Annotated in this window: 14 protein-coding genes and 1 tRNA gene; 11 read left to right on the top strand and 4 right to left on the bottom strand. The window is 54.6% G+C overall.

Annotated elements, in window-relative coordinates:
* The first annotated feature begins 34 nt into the window (after positions 1-34).
* The 6 genes from L215_RS0102345 (at position 35) to L215_RS0102320 (ending at position 5173) form a co-directional block, all read left to right on the top strand.
* Positions 35-2197 (top strand): S46 family peptidase, encoded by a 2163-nt coding sequence (locus tag L215_RS0102345; protein ID WP_027451282.1) that lies wholly within the window; start codon positions 35-37, stop codon positions 2195-2197.
* 7 nt (positions 2198-2204) lie between these two features.
* Positions 2205-2519, top strand: coding sequence for an iron-sulfur cluster assembly protein (locus L215_RS0102340; RefSeq protein ID WP_025883716.1), 315 nt, complete (start codon positions 2205-2207; stop codon positions 2517-2519).
* Positions 2520-2545: 26 nt separating this feature from the next.
* Positions 2546-3325: a UDP-2,3-diacylglucosamine diphosphatase gene (locus L215_RS0102335; RefSeq protein WP_025883715.1), complete on the top strand. Its 780-nt coding sequence runs from the start codon at positions 2546-2548 to the stop codon at positions 3323-3325.
* 397 nt (positions 3326-3722) lie between these two features.
* Positions 3723-4088, top strand: a complete 366-nt coding sequence (locus L215_RS0102330) for a hypothetical protein (protein WP_025883714.1) — start codon at positions 3723-3725, stop codon at positions 4086-4088.
* Entirely contained in the window at positions 4085-4975 is an 891-nt protein-coding gene (locus L215_RS0102325; RefSeq protein ID WP_154657833.1) for a hypothetical protein, read from the top strand. Before L215_RS0102330 ends, L215_RS0102325 begins: the two co-directional genes overlap by 4 nt.
* A gap of 126 nt (positions 4976-5101) precedes the next feature.
* Positions 5102-5173: transfer RNA gene (locus L215_RS0102320), tRNA-Met, on the top strand.
* 215 nt (positions 5174-5388) lie between these two features.
* On the opposite strand, the gene L215_RS0102315 is transcribed toward L215_RS0102320, so the two are convergent.
* Positions 5389-5652 (bottom strand): type B 50S ribosomal protein L31, encoded by a 264-nt coding sequence (locus L215_RS0102315; RefSeq protein WP_004330764.1) that lies wholly within the window; start codon positions 5650-5652, stop codon positions 5389-5391.
* 378 nt (positions 5653-6030) lie between these two features.
* On the bottom strand, positions 6031-7944 hold the full coding sequence (locus L215_RS0102310; protein WP_027451281.1) for an InlB B-repeat-containing protein: 1914 nt from the start codon (positions 7942-7944) through the stop codon (positions 6031-6033).
* Between the two features lie 247 nt (positions 7945-8191).
* Between L215_RS0102310 and L215_RS0102305 the strand changes: the two genes are divergently transcribed.
* The 5 genes from L215_RS0102305 to hemG all read left to right on the top strand — a co-directional run bounded on the left by L215_RS0102305 (position 8192) and on the right by hemG (position 15231).
* A complete protein-coding gene (locus L215_RS0102305; protein WP_238296510.1) occupies positions 8192-9301 on the top strand; it encodes a DUF4831 family protein in 1110 nt (369 codons plus the stop codon).
* A 39-nt stretch (positions 9302-9340) separates the two neighbouring features.
* Positions 9341-11380, top strand: coding sequence for a peptide MFS transporter (locus L215_RS0102300; protein ID WP_027451280.1), 2040 nt, complete (start codon positions 9341-9343; stop codon positions 11378-11380).
* 143 nt (positions 11381-11523) lie between these two features.
* Positions 11524-12528: a biotin synthase BioB gene (bioB, locus tag L215_RS0102295; protein ID WP_044111631.1), complete on the top strand. Its 1005-nt coding sequence runs from the start codon at positions 11524-11526 to the stop codon at positions 12526-12528.
* A 3-nt stretch (positions 12529-12531) separates the two neighbouring features.
* Positions 12532-13845, top strand: a complete 1314-nt coding sequence (gene bioA, locus L215_RS0102290) for an adenosylmethionine--8-amino-7-oxononanoate transaminase (RefSeq protein WP_025883709.1) — start codon at positions 12532-12534, stop codon at positions 13843-13845.
* A gap of 12 nt (positions 13846-13857) precedes the next feature.
* Positions 13858-15231, top strand: coding sequence for a protoporphyrinogen oxidase (gene hemG, locus L215_RS0102285; RefSeq protein WP_025883708.1), 1374 nt, complete (start codon positions 13858-13860; stop codon positions 15229-15231).
* Here hemG and aroC read toward each other — a convergent pair.
* Together aroC and L215_RS0102275 are read right to left on the bottom strand one after the other, a co-directional pair.
* Entirely contained in the window at positions 15208-16296 is a 1089-nt protein-coding gene (gene aroC / locus L215_RS0102280; RefSeq protein WP_027451278.1) for a chorismate synthase, read from the bottom strand. The genes hemG and aroC overlap by 24 nt on opposite strands.
* 9 nt (positions 16297-16305) lie before the next feature.
* Complete coding sequence (locus L215_RS0102275) at positions 16306-16863, bottom strand: FKBP-type peptidyl-prolyl cis-trans isomerase (protein ID WP_027451277.1); 558 nt, start codon at positions 16861-16863, stop codon at positions 16306-16308.
* Positions 16864-16883: the final 20 nt, after the last annotated feature.

Here is a 16883-nt window from a genome sequence, read left to right as displayed (position 1 = left end):
TTAACGCAATACATATACAAAAAGAGAACTACCTATGACAACTCACCTAAGAAGAGTACTCCTGCTCCTGTTGACCAGTCTCACCCTATCGGCTGTCGCACTAGCCGACGGCGGTATGTGGCTACTGGAGCAGATGGCAGACCACGCTGACGAGCTCCGAGCTAAGGGGCTACAGATCCCCGTGGAGGAGATATACAATCCTGATGGACCCTGCTTACAGCGGGCGGTCGTGATGTTTGACGGAGGCTGCTCTGGCGTCTTCGTCTCGAACCAAGGATTGGTCCTAACCAACCACCACTGCGGCTACGACCAGATACAGAGCCACTCAGCCGTAGAGCATAACTACCTACGCGATGGCATCTGGACACAGTCCATGCGTGAGGAGCTGCCCTGTCCTGGACTAGAGGTGATCTCCATTGACAAGATCACCAACGTGACCGACCAAGTGAACAAACTGCTGAAGGAGTCTCCTTACAAGGAGGATCCGATGGCAGCTTTTTCCATTGCGACGCTCACCAAGATGATCCCCGCCATCGTAGGCGAGGAGGCGATGCGGCAGCCTGGCATTCGTTACGAGCTAAAGCCTTTCTACGGGGGCAACCGCTACTACCTCTTTACCAAGAAGGTCTTCACCGACGTGCGTCTCGTAGCGGCTCCGCCCAGCGCTATCGGTAAGTATGGCTCCGACACGGACAACTGGATGTGGCCTCGCCACACAGGAGACTTCTCTATCTTCCGTGTCTATGTGGACAAGAACAATAACCCCGCCGACTACAGCGCCGACAACGTGCCCTACAAGCCAGAGCGCTTCGCAGCGGTCTCTACTTCGGGCGTACAGCGTGACGACTTTGCGCTGATCATGGGCTTCCCTGGTACGACCAATCACTTCTTCACCGAGGCGCAGGTGGACGAGTGGTCTGAGATCGACAACAACATACGTATCGAGATGCGTGGTCTACGTCAGGAGGTGATGCTCCGTCGTATGCTCGCTGACGAAAAGGTCAATATCCAGTACGCGGCTAAGTACGCTTACTCGCAAAATGGCTACAAGCGCGCTCAAGGCGCCAACTGGGCGATCCGCACCCGCAACCTACAGGCGACCAAGCGTGCACAGCAGGATGAGTTGGCGCAATGGGCTAAGGCAAACAACCGCCCCGAGGTGACGAAGGCTATCCAAACGATTGCCGACTGTGTCGCTGCGCGCCGTGAGGCTCGTCGTGTGCAGTGGTACCTGATGGAGGGTATCCTGACGCCGATCGAGTTTCTCCAGATACCGCTAGCCGACGGCAAGAAGCTCCAGCAGTGGAGCGATCCGAAGGTGCGCGAGGAGATCATCAGCGAGCTGCGTAGTGGCTACGCGGCCTTCTATAATAAGGACTATGACCCAGCGGTCGACAAGGAGGTAGCGACGGTACTCCTGCAGCGCTACACCGAGCGCATCGATAAGGCGCACTGGCCAGTAGCTCTTCGTGAGGGTGTGGCTCAGTATGGCTCCGTGCAGGCTTACGTGGCTCATCTCTTCGACAGCTCGATCTTTGCCGATCCAGCACGCTTCGAGGCTTTCCTCAAGACTCCGTCACGTGAGCAACTCCTGAACGATCCGATGACGCAGTTTGCCGTCTCCACCATCAATCTCTTCGTCCAGATGCGTGAGCAGCAGGCTGCCTACGACGATCCGATCAAGCTGGCTCACAGAGACTACGTGCGTGGCATGATGGATATGCAGGGTGCGCGCAAGGTATGGCCCGATGCTAACCTGACGCTCCGCTTTACCTACGGTAATGTGCGTGGCTACGCTCCTCGCGACAACGTCTACTACGGTCATCAGACGACCCTCACGGGTGTGATGGAAAAGGAAGACCCCAAGAGCTGGGAGTTTGCCCTGCCTGATCGAATCAAAGAGATCTACAAGCAGAAGGACTACGGCGTCTATGCACTACCCAATGGCGAGATGCCTGTCAACTTCTGCGCTACGACCCACACGACGGGTGGTAACTCAGGTAGCCCTGTCTTCGATGGCAAGGGACGCCTTATCGGGCTCAACTTCGACCGCAACTGGGAGGGTGTCGGTGGCGACATCGAGTACCTGCCCAACTACCAGCGAAGCATTATCCTAGACATCCGTTACCTCCTCATGCTCGTCGACAAGTATGGTCACTGCCAGCGTCTGCTCGACGAGATGAACCTTGTTAAGTAATCTGCCTATGGAGACACTACAACTAGAGGAGCAGATCGTCAAGATGCTCCGCACCGTCTACGATCCTGAGATCCCTGTCAATATCTACGACCTAGGACTCATCTACAACGTGGATATACAGGACGAAGGGACCAAGGTGGTGATCACGATGACGCTCACGGCGCCCAATTGCCCGGCCGCAGACTTCATCCTGCAGGATGTACAGATCAAGGTCGAGAGCATCAAGGGCGTCAAGCGCTGTGACATAGAGCTCACCTTCGACCCGCCGTGGGATAGCTCGATGATGTCCGAGGAGGCACAGCTGGAGCTAGGCTTCCTCTAGGAAAAGCTTAGCTGATACCCTCAACTATGGGAGCTATATACTTCCTATCCGATGCACACCTAGGGTCGCCCTACCACGACGATCCTAGGCGTGCTGAACTACGACTCGTCGCCTGGCTACGCTCCATAGCGGACGATGCCGAGGCGGTCTACCTGCTAGGCGATATGCTCGACTACTGGTTTGACTACAAGTATGTCGTGCCGAGGGGGTCGGTACGCTTCCTCGCCGCTCTGGCTGATCTTGTGGAGCGGGGTGTCGAGGTGCACTACATCATGGGCAATCACGACCTCTGGCTCACCGATTACTTTACCCAAGAGCTCGGCATCATCGTGCATCGCGACACCGTCGTCTGCCAGCTCAAAGGACGCACCTTCCGCCTATCGCACGGACATCGGGAGTACGCCCTACGCTATAAGAAGGAGCGCTGGCTCTTTGGCACTTTCGAAAGCCGACTCGCAAGGCGTCTCTATGCCGCCATCCATCCACGCTGGACCGTCGGCTTCGCTCAGCGGTGGGCTTACCGCAATCGTCTGCGACAAATGCGAGCGGCTGATGATCCCTCACGACCAGGCTACAACCCGCAGATGAATGTGGAGCGGGACGAATGGCTCGTACAGTACACCAAAGAGCTAATCCCGCAGCACCCCGAGATAGACTACTATATATATGGTCACCGTCATCTGCTGCTGAATCTCTCGCTCCCCGACGACCGTCGCTGCATCATCCTCGGCGACTGGATCCACTACAACTCCTACGCCCGCTGGGACGGCGAGTCGCTCACCCTCGGGCTCTACGAAGAGCCGTAAAAAGCTCGCACCTCTGAGACGGCTGCTTACTCCTAGCGAAACTCTCTGATTACGCCTTCCTCCCGAAGAATTGAATTCCTACCTAGGAATTTGCCAAATAGGTACCTAGGAATTCCCCCAATTCCTACCTAGGAAATAAAAAATTCTTCGGAGGAATCAAATGAAACTTCGGAGGAATCAAATGAAACTTCGGAGGAATCAAAAAATAAGTCCGAAGAATTTGGCCATTTCCTAGGTAGGAATTTGGGCAATTCCTAGGGAGCAATTGAAACGAGCTCATTTTTATCATGCATCAGCCCTAGGGCGCGGGTCTAGTTCTTGCATTTGACAGTTTGTTTGTTTACCTTTGCTCTAGTAAATACAAACGAAGGCTACACAAGCTAGACCACAAGACTCTATGAAAACATCTCAGACCATCATATTAGTAGCTAGTGACCTGGGGACTACCCTTGTGTCTCGTAAGAGCGTAAGCCTCTTGGAAGAGGTAGTCGCTAGGAGAGACTGCGAGGCTGTTGTCTTAGATTTTTCTGGTGTCACGTTTGCCAGTCGTAGTTTTATGGATGAGCTGTACAACTCAGAGACCTTGGGCAGCAATCGCGTGCGATACGTCAATCTAGCTCCTGCGGTTTCAGAGGTTTGGAATGCTGTAAAGCAAACGCAAGGCAAGACCGCTAAAAGGGCATTGAGCAAAGTCAAAACGACGACCCTCGGAAGTGTTCAAGCACTGGAAGAAGCTCTCGATCAGTTAGCTTACACCTTTTGATGCAGATCAGTTGCGTCAAGAGTGTCTCCTCCGTGTTTTTAAACGGACTAGAGGAGGCCGTCAAGATTATTGCGCAGATAGAGCAGAGCTTTGACGATGAGATTAGCCTTTGCTTTGGAGAGTCCATCTTTGTGACGCCTCTCTTCATGAGTGCCGTACTAATCAAGCTCCTATCTGTAGACAAAAAGGTCCTCTTAACAACAAACAACTATCTAAGCACTGTCCACTTCGACAGCTATGGTCTACAGTTAGATTCGCCCGAAGCTACGAGTGATTGCTTTAAAGCTTTTGAAAACAAGACATACCTCCCAATACTCCGCTTTACAACAGAAGGTCAAGGTGTGCAGAGAGAGTCTCATATAGGCTCCAGCGTTGCAGAGTTTCTGAGAAGGCGAGCAAGTCTGCCTACAGAGATACATACAGCTCTAACCTACCTAATCTCAGAGACAATTGACAATATTTTGGAGCACGCATGCTCTAAGTGTGGATACATAAGTTGTCAAGCCTACCCTAGATTGGGATATATAGACTTGTCTATCTTTGACAGTGGTATCTCGCTGATAGGTAGCTTCAGAGAGTCTGGGCGCATGGATGAGACCAATAGCGACACAGAGGCTATGGAGGCTATCATAAACGACCAAGTATCTACAAAGAACTTTCCAGGAGCAGAGAATCGAGGCTTTGGTATTCGCACCTCAAGGAAAATGCTAGTAAATGGTCTCGGGGGAGAGTACTTGATTTACTCGGGCCGTGCCCTTTTCGTAAGCAACCCTAAGGGAGAGCGCATTATGGGGCTTCCGTCCAGCATAGGCGTTCGAGGCACTCTTGTAGCAATGCGTATTCCTATCAGCAAGAAAGGATTTAGCCCCGTAGACTACTATCAGTAGTTGTACCTTCGCTAGGTTTAGCCTCGGCGCCTGCATCTTCTTTGTGAATGCGGATTTGAGAGTGGTGCAACTAGCGGAGGTTTGGTCGTCTCGGATATTCTTCGTACCTTTGCAGATACAAACGATCGCGGAGTGGAGCAGTGGTAGCTCGTTGGGCTCATAACCCAAAGGTCACAGGTTCGAGTCCTGTCTCCGCAACTAAATGACTAGAGAGATGTCTCTTCCTACTTGGGGAGGGACATCTTTTTTTGATACGTAGGTAGGCTTCCCAGAGGATACTGCTGCAAAAGTCGACAGCCTCAAGTAGGGATATACGCAAAGCACGCTACGCACCGACGAGGGTGTGTAGCGTGCTTTGTAATTTGGGACAGGTCAAGAGGCGCAGACGGCGCACTCAGACCTAGATGTGTGGCTTACTTGTCAGCCTTCTTACCACGATTGCCGTAGCGGCTCATGAACTTATCAACACGTCCTGCTGTATCGACGAGCTTAGCCTTGCCCGTGTAGAAGGGGTGAGACGTGTTGGAGATCTCTATCTTGATGAGCGGATAGGTCTCGCCATCGATCTCGATAGTCTCCTTAGCGTTGGCTGTACTCTTCGTGATGAAGACTTCGTCGTTGGACATATCTTTGAATGCCACTGGACGGTAATTCTCAGGATGTAGATCCTTTTTCATTGCTTTGATGCGTTTAAGTAGTTAATAATCTTGCAGGGGCGTGGCTCTCCTTCCATCAGGTGGACAGAGGGCTAGCGAAGATCTATGCTATCGTCTAGCACCACGTGGATACCGCAAGGGCTTGCCCCGATCAAGTAGCAATCGGTGAGCTGCTCACACTTGAGGAGACAAGCTTCGGGGGGCAAAGATACAATAAATATCTGAATCTTCGTCCCCCGAGACTTTTCTAGATGAAGCCGTGTGGCTTGATGAGACGAGTAGCGATATGTAGGGACGCTCGGTCGAGCGTCCGTTGTATCAAAGGTTACAGCGTTGTGGCTTTAACGGGGACGGACGCTCGACCGAGCGTCCCTACATATCGCTACTCGTGCCAGCGGGCTAGAGCGTCACCTTGACCCAGTCGTTGCCGATCTGTAGGAGGTAGACGCCAGCGGGGAGCTGCGCGATGAGGAGCGTAGCGTCGCCCGTTGCCGTGGCGACGGGAGTGCCCGTGAGCGTGTAGAGACGGATCGTCTCACCTGCCACAGCACCCAGCACGGTGAGTGTCTGGGCCGTCTGAGCGATCTGATAGCGAGCGCCAGTGACAGCATCGATAGCGTCATGGACAGCAAAGATCACCTTGACGTCCGAGGTCTTGTCTACAGTCAGCGTGTAGCTTGCTTGCTCCTTGCCTTCGGGGATGACCTCCTCATTGACCTGCCACTCCTTGACGATGTTGTTGGTAAAAGCTTTCGCCTCAAAGAGCACCTTCGCACCCTTGGCAACAAAAGTGCCTGAGGTAATCGTCTTACCATCGACCTTAGCGGTCAGATTGCCCGCGCCCTCCTTGGAGAAGTTGACAGCGAAGGTCCCCTCTGCCTTGGCAAAGGTGACGGTCACCGTCATCGGCTTGCTGTACATATCGACCTTAAAGGTAGCATCCGTGACTGGCTTCTTGTTAAGCCCTGGAGTCATCTGCACCTTGTCATTGACACGCCACTCGGTGATCATATAGCCCTCAGCTGGTGTTGCTGTAAAGGTGAGCGGTGTGCCAGGCTCTACCTCGGCACCTGTGGTGAGCTCTGTGTCGCCCGCCATAGCCTTGATGGAGCCTCCCTCGCTAGCGGTGAAGGTAAGCTTCTGCTTCTCCTGAGGATAGACAGCACCCTCGCGAGTTATGTCTAGCTTGAGCTCAGGCATGTCATGAGTACTCTTACCGTAGTCGGGGTAGTAGGCATTGGTAGTCTTGATGCTTAGCTGGATAGCGTCTAGCGGGTCAGCGCCTCCTAAGCCACAGAAGCCACTCTCTAAGATGATGAGATCGCTCCCCTTGAGGATGTAGTCCTGTCCCTCCGTGAGCGTACGTGTCTTGTTGAGCTGCTTGACCTGCTTGAGGATTGTAGGCTGTGCTACACCATCAGCATCTTTTACCTCGAGCATGTCGGCTAGGTGGATCGTGTTCTTGTCCACGCACTCGGGAGCTAGGTGTATACCCTCCTGTCTATACTTAAAGGAGGTTAGCGCAGCACGCTTGAGTGGTAGCGAAGAGTAGGGAAGATAGTTGCCCGATAGGTCTACCTCTTTGAGCGCTACTAGCTCTTTGATGCCGTCGATCTTATAGAGGTTGCACTGGTTGAGCGTGAGGTCGGTTAGGGCAGTCACTCCAGTTAGATTGACCGTCTCTAGGTTCGGCTGATACTGTAGCTTGACCTGCTTTAGGGCGGTGTAGCCAGATAGGTCTAGCTGCTTGTTGGATAGTGTCGCATAGTGTCGATCTGAGGTATTGGCAGGGCTGGAGATGGTCACCTTCTTAAGCACCGCATGCTCTGTAGGTAGCTTGATGCCAGGGACATTGTAGAGGGAAACCTCTTCGAGCTTAGGACAGGCAGAGAGATCCACCATCTGTTCGCGACTGTCACGGAGCGTGTAGTTGTTGATACCTAGGCGAAGCGACTGTAGCGCTGGAGCCACAATCTTGCCAAAGCCTGAGAAGCCCGTAGGTGCACTGGTGTTGCGTAGCTGCGTCAGCTGAGTAGCTTCAATCTTGATGACTGTCTCCTCCGTTAGCTTAGTGGCATACTTATGATTGACAGTCTGCATTCGGCCCTTGTACGACTCTACGGTGCCGTCGCCGAAGTAGATGTTGTTCGCCTCGGTACCGAGGTAGCTCACCTCAAAGTTGACATACTGAGTACCCTTAGGTACGATCAGCTCGATCTGAGCAGTCTCAGCGGGAGTCTGAGCGGTACAGACTGCCTGCCCGAGGAACAGCGCAGTCAGTGCAAATAGTAAAACATGTAGTCGTCGTGTCATAGAACCTTCGTTTTTTAGATGATTGATTCGTACAAAAGTACGAAAAACATCGACACAGAGATCAACACTTCGTCCCAAGCCCAGGGCTGACGCATTATAACCAGCCGTCTAGGAGCTACACATGACGATAACTAGGGATACACGGCTCGAGTATCGCTGCTCTAACCGCTAATCTCTAATTTCTAATCTCTAACCTCTAATCTCTTTTTCGTATCTTTGTCCCAAGTCTATTTCTCACTGGTAGATTATGCACAGATTTAAGACCCCTACCCGACTAATTAGATGGGCGATGGTGATGACGATGGTGTGGCTCACGAGCTGCGCTAGTCGTCAGGCGACTGTGACTCCGTACGTGGCTGGCGAACAGCCTGCGAACGGGGTCGTTTACTATCTACCGAAGACGCAACTACGCATACACTTTGTCCTCTCGGAGGAGCAGTTTGAGCCTGGTCCACTGGTCGCTTATGCCTCTCGGTATCTAGGTGAAAGCTATCCGACTCAGCCTGCGAAGCGCTACCAGATAGAGCGTGTGGCGATGCATGCCCATGGCGTCCCCGACACGACTCAGGGCTTTCTGATCCAGTCGGTGGCGACACCCTCTGTCGAGCAGCTGGCCTCTCTGACACCCGAGGGACTGCTCTACTCACTCCACGGCAAGGCGTACCAGCCCACCACGACCGACTACCTAGCTGACTACCCTAAGGGGGGGACCAGCCCGGAGGCTAGTCAAGCTTTGCCGCAAGAGTATGCCCTAGCGACCTCACGTGCCAAGCAGGCAGAGGTGGCGGCAAGTAGGCTCTTCGAGCTACGGGAGCGACGTGTGGAGCTACTCTCGGGTCAAGTCGAGACGATGCCATGCGATGGCCCAGCACTCAAGATGGTCCTAGACGGGCTAGACAAGGAGCTGGCAGCACTGCAAGCGCTCTTCGCAGGTCGTACTACGAGACGATACTACGAAGAGATCGTGGACGTGTCCATTGACGAGCCAGCCTCACAACAAGTGGTGGCTCGCTTCGCTCCGCAGTATGGTTTGGTCGACAAGGAGGATCTCTCAGGAGCTCCTATCTATATAGATGTCAAAGCGGTGAAGCGCCCCGCGCCACTGAGTGAATCGGAGCTACATAAGTTGATCAAGAGTAAGGCTCTCCGCTACATCGAGCCAGGGCGAGCTCGCATCTCTCTACAGCTCCCAGAGCGCAGTCAGGCGATCACGCTAGAGCTCTCAGTAGCGCAGTGGGGACGCCCAGCACTCCTAGAGCATAAGCTAGGCGCAGACAAGCTAGGGCAGCTCCCCTACACGATATACTTCGACCTCACGAGTGGCTCTATCGAGCTGATCGAGCTACCGCAGCAATGAATAACTTGAAAAATACTAATCTATAAACGAACCATTCATATGGAAAATAAACACCCCAAGGGGCTCATCGTATTGGCCCTAACGAACATGGGAGAGCGCTTCGGCTACTATACGATGCTAGCCATATTGACGCTCTACCTACAGGCGAAGTTCGGCTTCTCCTCGGCAACGACTAGTATGCTATATGGAACCTTCCTAGCGCTGGTCTACTTCCTCCCAATCTTCGGTGGTATCATAGCTGATAAATGGCTCGGATATGGTAAGACCATCTTTGCAGGTGTCACGATCATGTTCGCTGGTTACCTCCTCCTGGGGCTACCTTTTGGCTCTGGGAGTGCGGGTATCACGATCATGCTCTTGTCCCTCTTCCTGATTGCTGCTGGTACGGGACTCTTTAAGGGTAACTTACAGGCACTCGTGGGTAAGATATATGATGACCCTCGGTTCTCTAAAGGACGTGATATGGCGTTCTCTATCTTCTACATGTTCATCAACATCGGTGCCTTCTTTGCTCCTAGCATGGGTAACTGGATTACGAACAATGTACTAGCTAAGGAGAACTACTTCTACGATGCAACAATTCCCGCAAACTACAATAAGCTCAACGATGAGACAGTCGATGCCGAAGCCTTTATCGCAGAGCTAAAAGCTAAGCACCCTGAGTATGCTCAGCTACAGGCTAAGGAGCTGGATCAAAAGATCTCAGCGGCTAAGAAGAAGGCTGGTGTCATGTTCCCCGAGGACGAAGCACAGGTTCTTCACGACCTACGTATAGCAGCCCTCCGCCAGTATACTAAAGCTGGACTAGCGAGTGATCCTCAACTGCAGATCACGGATGCTGACCATGAGATCCTCATCAGTCGCGATGCAAAGGACGAACCGGCCAAGTTTGCGATCAACGAGCGCGCGACTATGCTTCAGATCCCTGCTGAGTGGACGGCTGATCTAAACAATAAGCTCAATGCGGAGCGTGCTGACAAGGGTGAAGCGCCTCAGGAGTTGAGCTTCGAGCGAGCTTTCGGTGAGCACTATGTGTCGACGACCTTGTCACAGTCTTATAGTCTCTCGTTCTTTGTAGCTTGTATCAGCTTGATCATATCTATCTTGATCTTCGTGCTCTGTCGTAAGACGTGGAAGGCAGCAGATGTGACCGTCAAGCAAGCTAAGGCTATGGCAGCTCAGGGCGACAGCTCAGCGCATGTCGTCGAGATGTCTAAGGCTGAGGTTAAGGAGCGTCTCATCGCACTGGGACTGGTCTTCTTCGTTGTGATCTTCTTCTGGATGGCTTTCCACCAGAACGGTTTGACGATGACCTTCTTCGCACGAGACTATACGGTATCACGTGTAGACGCTGCGGGTTACATGCCGTTTAGTCTACTGATGCTGATACCTTTCATCTGCTTCATGTATGGTATCTACCTCTCTACCTTCGGGCTACTGGGCGGTAAGAAGAATGTCAAGACAGGCTTAATCCTCGTCGTGTTAGGTATCGCTGGTCTCGCCGGTGGATACTTTGTAGACATCAAGCCTATCGCTGATGCTCTGAGAAACATTACACCTCAGATCTTCCAGCAGTTCAATCCATTCTTCATCATCCTGCTAACTCCTGTCACGGTAGGACTCTTTGGTTACCTGGCCAATCGTGGTAAGGAGCCCTCAGCTCCTCGCAAGATAGGTATCGGTATGCTCCTAGCAGCTATCGGATTCTGTGTACTACTGATCCCAACGATCATATACGCACTACCCGCTCCTGCTCATATCCATGGTACCAGTGATACGCTCGTATCGCCTAATTGGCTGATCGGCACCTACTTCGTACTAACGCTTGCTGAGCTCTTCCTCAGTCCGATGGGTCTTTCCTTCGTCTCTAAGGTCGCTCCCCCTCAGTACGCTGGTCTTATGCAGGGTGGATGGCTCGCAGCAACCGCTATAGGTAACCTGCTCGTCGGTGTGATGGGCTCTCTATGGGAGAAGATGCCTATGGGCTGGTTCTGGGGCGTGCTAATCATCTGCTGTCTCCTCTCTGCCGCCTTCATATTTGCTGTCATGAAGCGCCTCGAGCGCGCTACGGCTGACTAAAGAGGCTGTACTATGAGATAACAGTCTCCAACAAAAGACTGTATCAATTCTCCACCAATAACGATGGACGTATCGCAGACTCCTTTACTAAGCAAGGGGTGGGCGATGCGTCCATTCGGTTATAGATATACAATAGAATGCTCATGAGATCTTTATCAGACATCGTTACCTCTCTCTGCTCTTCCGATCCCGTGGAAGTGACACAAGAAGAGGCGCTCCAACTCGCCAAAGATGCGACTAGCGAGGCGCTCTACGAGGCGGCGCACCGTGTGACGCGCCACTGTATGGGTGACGCCTTCGACACTTGCTCGATCATCAATGTCAAGAGCGGACACTGCTCGGAGGACTGTCACTGGTGCGCTCAGAGTGCGCACTACCATACGCAGGCGGAGGCCTACCCGCTGCTGGATGTCGAGCCGTGCGTGGCTGAGTCACGAGCCAATCGCGAGGCGGGCATCGGGCGCATAGCACTCGTGGCTAGTGGACGAGGGCAGAGTGATCGAGAGATAGAGCGTATCGCTCAGCACTACGAGGCGATGCATCAGGCGAGCGATATCAAGCTTTGCTCCTCTATGGGACTACTGACGAAGGAGCAACTCCGACGCCTGCACGAGGCTGGCGTCACCACCTACCACTGCAATCTAGAGAGCGCTCCGTCGCACTTCCCCAAGCTCTGCACGACCCACACGCAGGCTGAGAAAGAGCAGACCATTCGCTGGGCTCGTGAAGTAGGACTGCAGGTTTGCTCGGGAGGGATCATCGGTATGGGCGAGACGATGGCACAGCGCATCGAGTTCGCCTGCTATCTTCGTTCGCTCGCCATACGTTCTATACCTATTAACATACTCCAGCCGATCGCTGGTACGCCACTTGCCAAGGAGCCTCGCCTGACAGACGAGGAGTACCTGCGCACGGTAGCGCTCTTTCGTCTGATCAATCCGACAGCTTTCCTGCGCTTTAGTGGAGGACGACTGAGGCTTTCGCCAGAGGTGATGAGACAAGCTATGTACATCGGCATCAATAGTGCCATCACAGGCGACATGTTGACGACCAGCGGCATGCAAGCTCGCGAAGATATGCAGCTCATTGCCGAGATGGGCTATCGCAATACCAACGAAAAGGACTGGCGTACCGAAGAAACCGCTTAACCTATGAAGCAATACGACCCAACAGTCCAGCAAGCCTTAGCGTGGGACCGCAAGCACCTGTGGCATCCCTACACTTCTACGGAAGATCCGCTCCCAGTCTACCCCGTATCGCACGCCGAGGGGGTGCGCATCTACCTAGCCGACGGCACAGAGCTGATCGACGGCATGAGTTCCTGGTGGTGCGCTGTGCATGGGTACAACCACCCTGCGCTCAATGCTGCCGTGGAGACGCAGATCGGGAAGATGAGCCACGTCATGTTTGGCGGGCTAACGCATCAACCTGCCATAGCTCTGGGAGAGGAACTCCTAAAGATGCTCCCCGACGGGTTTGATTGGATCTTCTATGCGGACAGCGGTTCGGTGGCTGTCGAGGTAGCGCTCAAGATGGCGATCCAGTACCAGCAGTCTCTCGGAGAGAGGCAACGTGACCACTTCGTCACTATTCGTCGAGGCTACCACGGCGACACGTGGCACGCCATGAGTGTCTGCGACCCCGTCACCGGAATGCACAGTATCTTCGGCACGGCACTACCGCAGCAACAGTTCCTCGCACCGCCCTCCGTCAAGTGGGGCGAGCCGTGGCGCGACGACGCTATGGAGCCACTCCGCCAAGTGCTCGCTCAGCACGGCGAGCAGATCGCAGCGCTTATCCTAGAGCCTATCGTACAGGGCGCTGGAGGTATGTACTTTTACCATCCCAATTACCTCGTCGAGGCGCGCAAGCTGTGCGATCAGTATGGCGTGTTGCTCATCTTCGACGAGATAGCCACCGGCTTCGGACGTACGGGACGTATGTTTGCGATGGAGCATGCGGGCGTCCTGCCCGACATCGTCACCCTCGGCAAGGCACTCACGGGAGGCTATATGACCCTCTCCGCCATCGTCACGACGCAGCGCGTCGCTGAGACCGTTTGCCGTGGCGAGGCGGGCTGCTTCATGCACGGTCCCACCTTTATGGCGAACCCTTTGGCCTGCTCCGTTGCCCTCGCCAGCCTGCAGCTCCTGCAGCGCGAACCAACGCTAGAGCGTGTCGCCAAGATCGAGGCACAACTGAAGCGAGAGCTAGCACCCGCCAGCACCTTCGCTGGGGTCACCGAGGTGCGCGTTCTCGGCACTATCGGCGTGATCGAGCTAGACGAGCCAGTCGATATGGCCTTCATGCAGCGCCGCTTCGTAGAGCTCGGCATATGGGTACGACCCTTCGGCCGGCTCTGCTACATCATGCCCCCATACATCATCCAGCCCGACGACCTCTCCCGCCTCACCGCTGGCTTGCTCACAGTCGTCCAGGAGATGGTCGCTAGACAATCACGATAACAGTCACGCAGTATGAAACAAACGATAGTCATCGGTGCCGGTATCACAGGCCTCACCACGGCACTCTACCTACGAAAAGCAGGATTGCCCGTCCTCGTCCTCGAGGAAGCGGAGCGGGCTGGAGGACAAATCCGCACTTTGCGGGAAGGAGGCTACACCTTCGAAACGGGACCTAACACAGGCTCGATCTCTTTTCCCGAAGTTGCCGAACTCTTTGCCCTCCTCCCCTCAGGCTACGAAGCTGCCACGCCAGCGGGCAACTGCCGATACATTTATAAGAAAGGTCGACTGCATCGCCTCCCCTCGGGACCTTTGAGCGGGCTCACGACACCGCTCTTCACGCTGGGCGATAAGTTCCGTTTGCTAGGCGAGCCGTGGCGCAAGAAGGGCAACGATCCCTACGAATCTGTCGGATCCCTCGCGAAGCGTCGCCTAGGCAAGAGCTTCCTGCGGTATGCCGTGGACCCCTTCGTCGGGGGCATCTACGCTGGCGATCCGATGAAGCTGGAGACCCGCCACGCCCTGCCCAAGCTTTACAACCTAGAGCAGAAGTACGGGAGCTTCATTCGTGGAGCTATGGCAAAAGCCAAAGAGCCCAAGAGCGACCGTGACCGCCTAGCCACCAAAGAGGTCTACTCAGCCCAGCACGGACTGGAGACGATGATCCACGAAATGGTCGAGCAGATCGGCACAGACAACATCCTCACTGGAGCCACCGTCACATCGGTCCGACAGGGCTCAACGGGCAACTGGCTCGTCACTTACCAGCAAGGTGGAGAGCTCCACGAAGTCTCAGCCGATCGGGTGGTCTCGACCGTAGGCTCCCACACCTTGGAGAGCTTCCTCGGAGAGACGCTCCCCGACGAACTCTTATCTCCCATTACCAGTCTCTACTATGCACCGATCGTGGAGGTAGCTGTCGGCTTTGACCGTAAGGTCAGCAACTATCGTGGCTTCGGTGCGCTCATGCCTTCGTCAGAGCCGGTGGATATCCTCGGTGTTCTCTTCCCGTCGGACTGCTTTGCCGACCGCACCCCGACTGCTGAAGGAGTTCTCTACAGCATCTTCATGGGCGGGACGCGCTATCCCGACTTGATCGATCAAGACGATGAGACGGTACGTGCGCTTGCGCTTCGAGACCTTTACAAAGTGCTCCGCATCGATCCACGCATAGCTCCCGACATGATGCATATCTCGCGCCACCGCCATGCGATCCCGCAGTACAGTGCCGATAGTGAGAAGCGCTGCGCTGCCATTGCTGAGATAGAGCGTCGCTATCCTGGACTCATCATTGCGGGCAATTGTCGAGACGGCATCGGTATGGCGAACCGCATCACGCAGGCAACGCAAGTTGCCCAGCAACTAATCGCCGAGAGCGACCAGTAGATCCGCCAGAGTCAGCGCCACCATCGACTGCACGACAGGCACCGCCCGTAGTGCTATGCACGGGTCGTGACGCCCCGTGAAGGTGTGTGTCACGCGCTCGCCATCAGTCGTGAGCGTCTGTTGCGGACGAGCAATCGTTGGGGTCGGCTTAAACGCTACGCTCAGGCTCAAGTCCTGTCCCGTCGTGATCCCGCCGAGTGCACCACCATTGTGATTACTTCCGAAGGTCACCGTGCCCTCATCGCTCATCGCGAGTAATTCGTCAAGCACGGCGCTCCCTCGCTGTCCCGCTAGGTCAAAGCCATCACCAAAGGCAAAGGCGCGACTCCCCGGAATGCTCATCACGGCATAACTCAGCAGGGCTGGTATGCGGTCAAAGATCGGCTCGCCCACGCCAGCCTGCATACCACGCACCACGCACCCCACGACACCGCCCACACTATCTCGGTCAGCTTGGACCTTAGTCAGGTAGGCGGCTATCTCCTCATCTAGCGTCGCATCGGGGCAGTAGCAGAGGCGGTCATAAGTATGCTCTAGCGGATAAGTCGTGTAGTCGCCAGCTAGCGACAGAACGCCCACCTGCTGTATGAAAGCTTGCACCGTGACGCCCCACACCTGCTCTAACCATTGCTGAGCAACGGCTCCCGCCACCACACGAGCGACCGTCTCACGGCCACTCGACCGACCACCTCCAGGCTGTGGCTCCAGACCATACTTGAGCCAGTAAGTCAGGTCGGCATGATTTGCTCTAAAGGGCTTTCCGCCCAAGCTCGTAACCGTGACGTAGTCTTGCGAGCGAGCATCCTTGTTTTGTATTACGAAGGCTATCGGACTACCCAGCGTCCGCCCCTCGTCAGTCAAGCCTGAGAGCCAGACCACCTCGTCTGGCTCTCGGCGTTTTGTCGTAGATCGTGAGTAGCCTGGACGACGCAAGTCGACAAAGCGCTGCACAGCCTCCCTGTCTATCAGGAAGCCCGCAGGTATCCCATCGAGGACACCCCCCAATGCGACTCCGTGCGACTCCCCGAAGGTGGTCAGTCGCAGGTTTCGTCCGAAGCTATTCATAGTGCTTGCTTAGTGGCAACCGCTACAGCAAGAGCAGCCTCCCTCGTCGCCATCGCAGCAACCGCCCGCATGTCCGGAGAACTGTGCCGTCAGTCTCTGACGATCCTCCTCAGTAGCCGGACGCGCCTCTAGGACAGACCCGACGAAGTGCAGTGTCTGACCAGCCAAGGGGTGGTTAAAGTTCATCGTCACCGTGTCATCGCCGACCTTCTCGACGATACCAACCAGCTGATTGCCTTGGTTGTCCAGCATTGGGACGGCATTGCCCTCGTAGACGACGTCCGAGTGGAACTCACCCTTATCGTTTTTGAAGAGCTCCTTCTCCAGCTCTAGGACGTAAGCGTCAGAGACCTCACCATACGCCTCCTCAGGCGTGAGGGTAAAGTCAAACTTGTCGCCAGCCTCTAGACCCATCAGTTGCTTCTCAAAAGCCTCTAGCAGGAATCCCGCCCCGACGATCAGCGCTAGAGGTGCCTCAGGCGTTGCCTTCTCGACGATTTCTTCCTTGTCTTTGCCTGTGTAGAGCTCGTATTCGCAGGTTACGTAGCTATCCTTTGTAATCTTCATATTAGGTATAATTGTTTCGT

Source organism: Porphyromonas uenonis DSM 23387 = JCM 13868 (assembly GCF_000482365.1).
GTDB lineage: Bacteria > Bacteroidota > Bacteroidia > Bacteroidales > Porphyromonadaceae > Porphyromonas > Porphyromonas uenonis.
The sequence above is the reverse complement of the archived record's forward strand: the minus strand, read 5'-3'. Positions and strand labels throughout refer to the sequence as shown.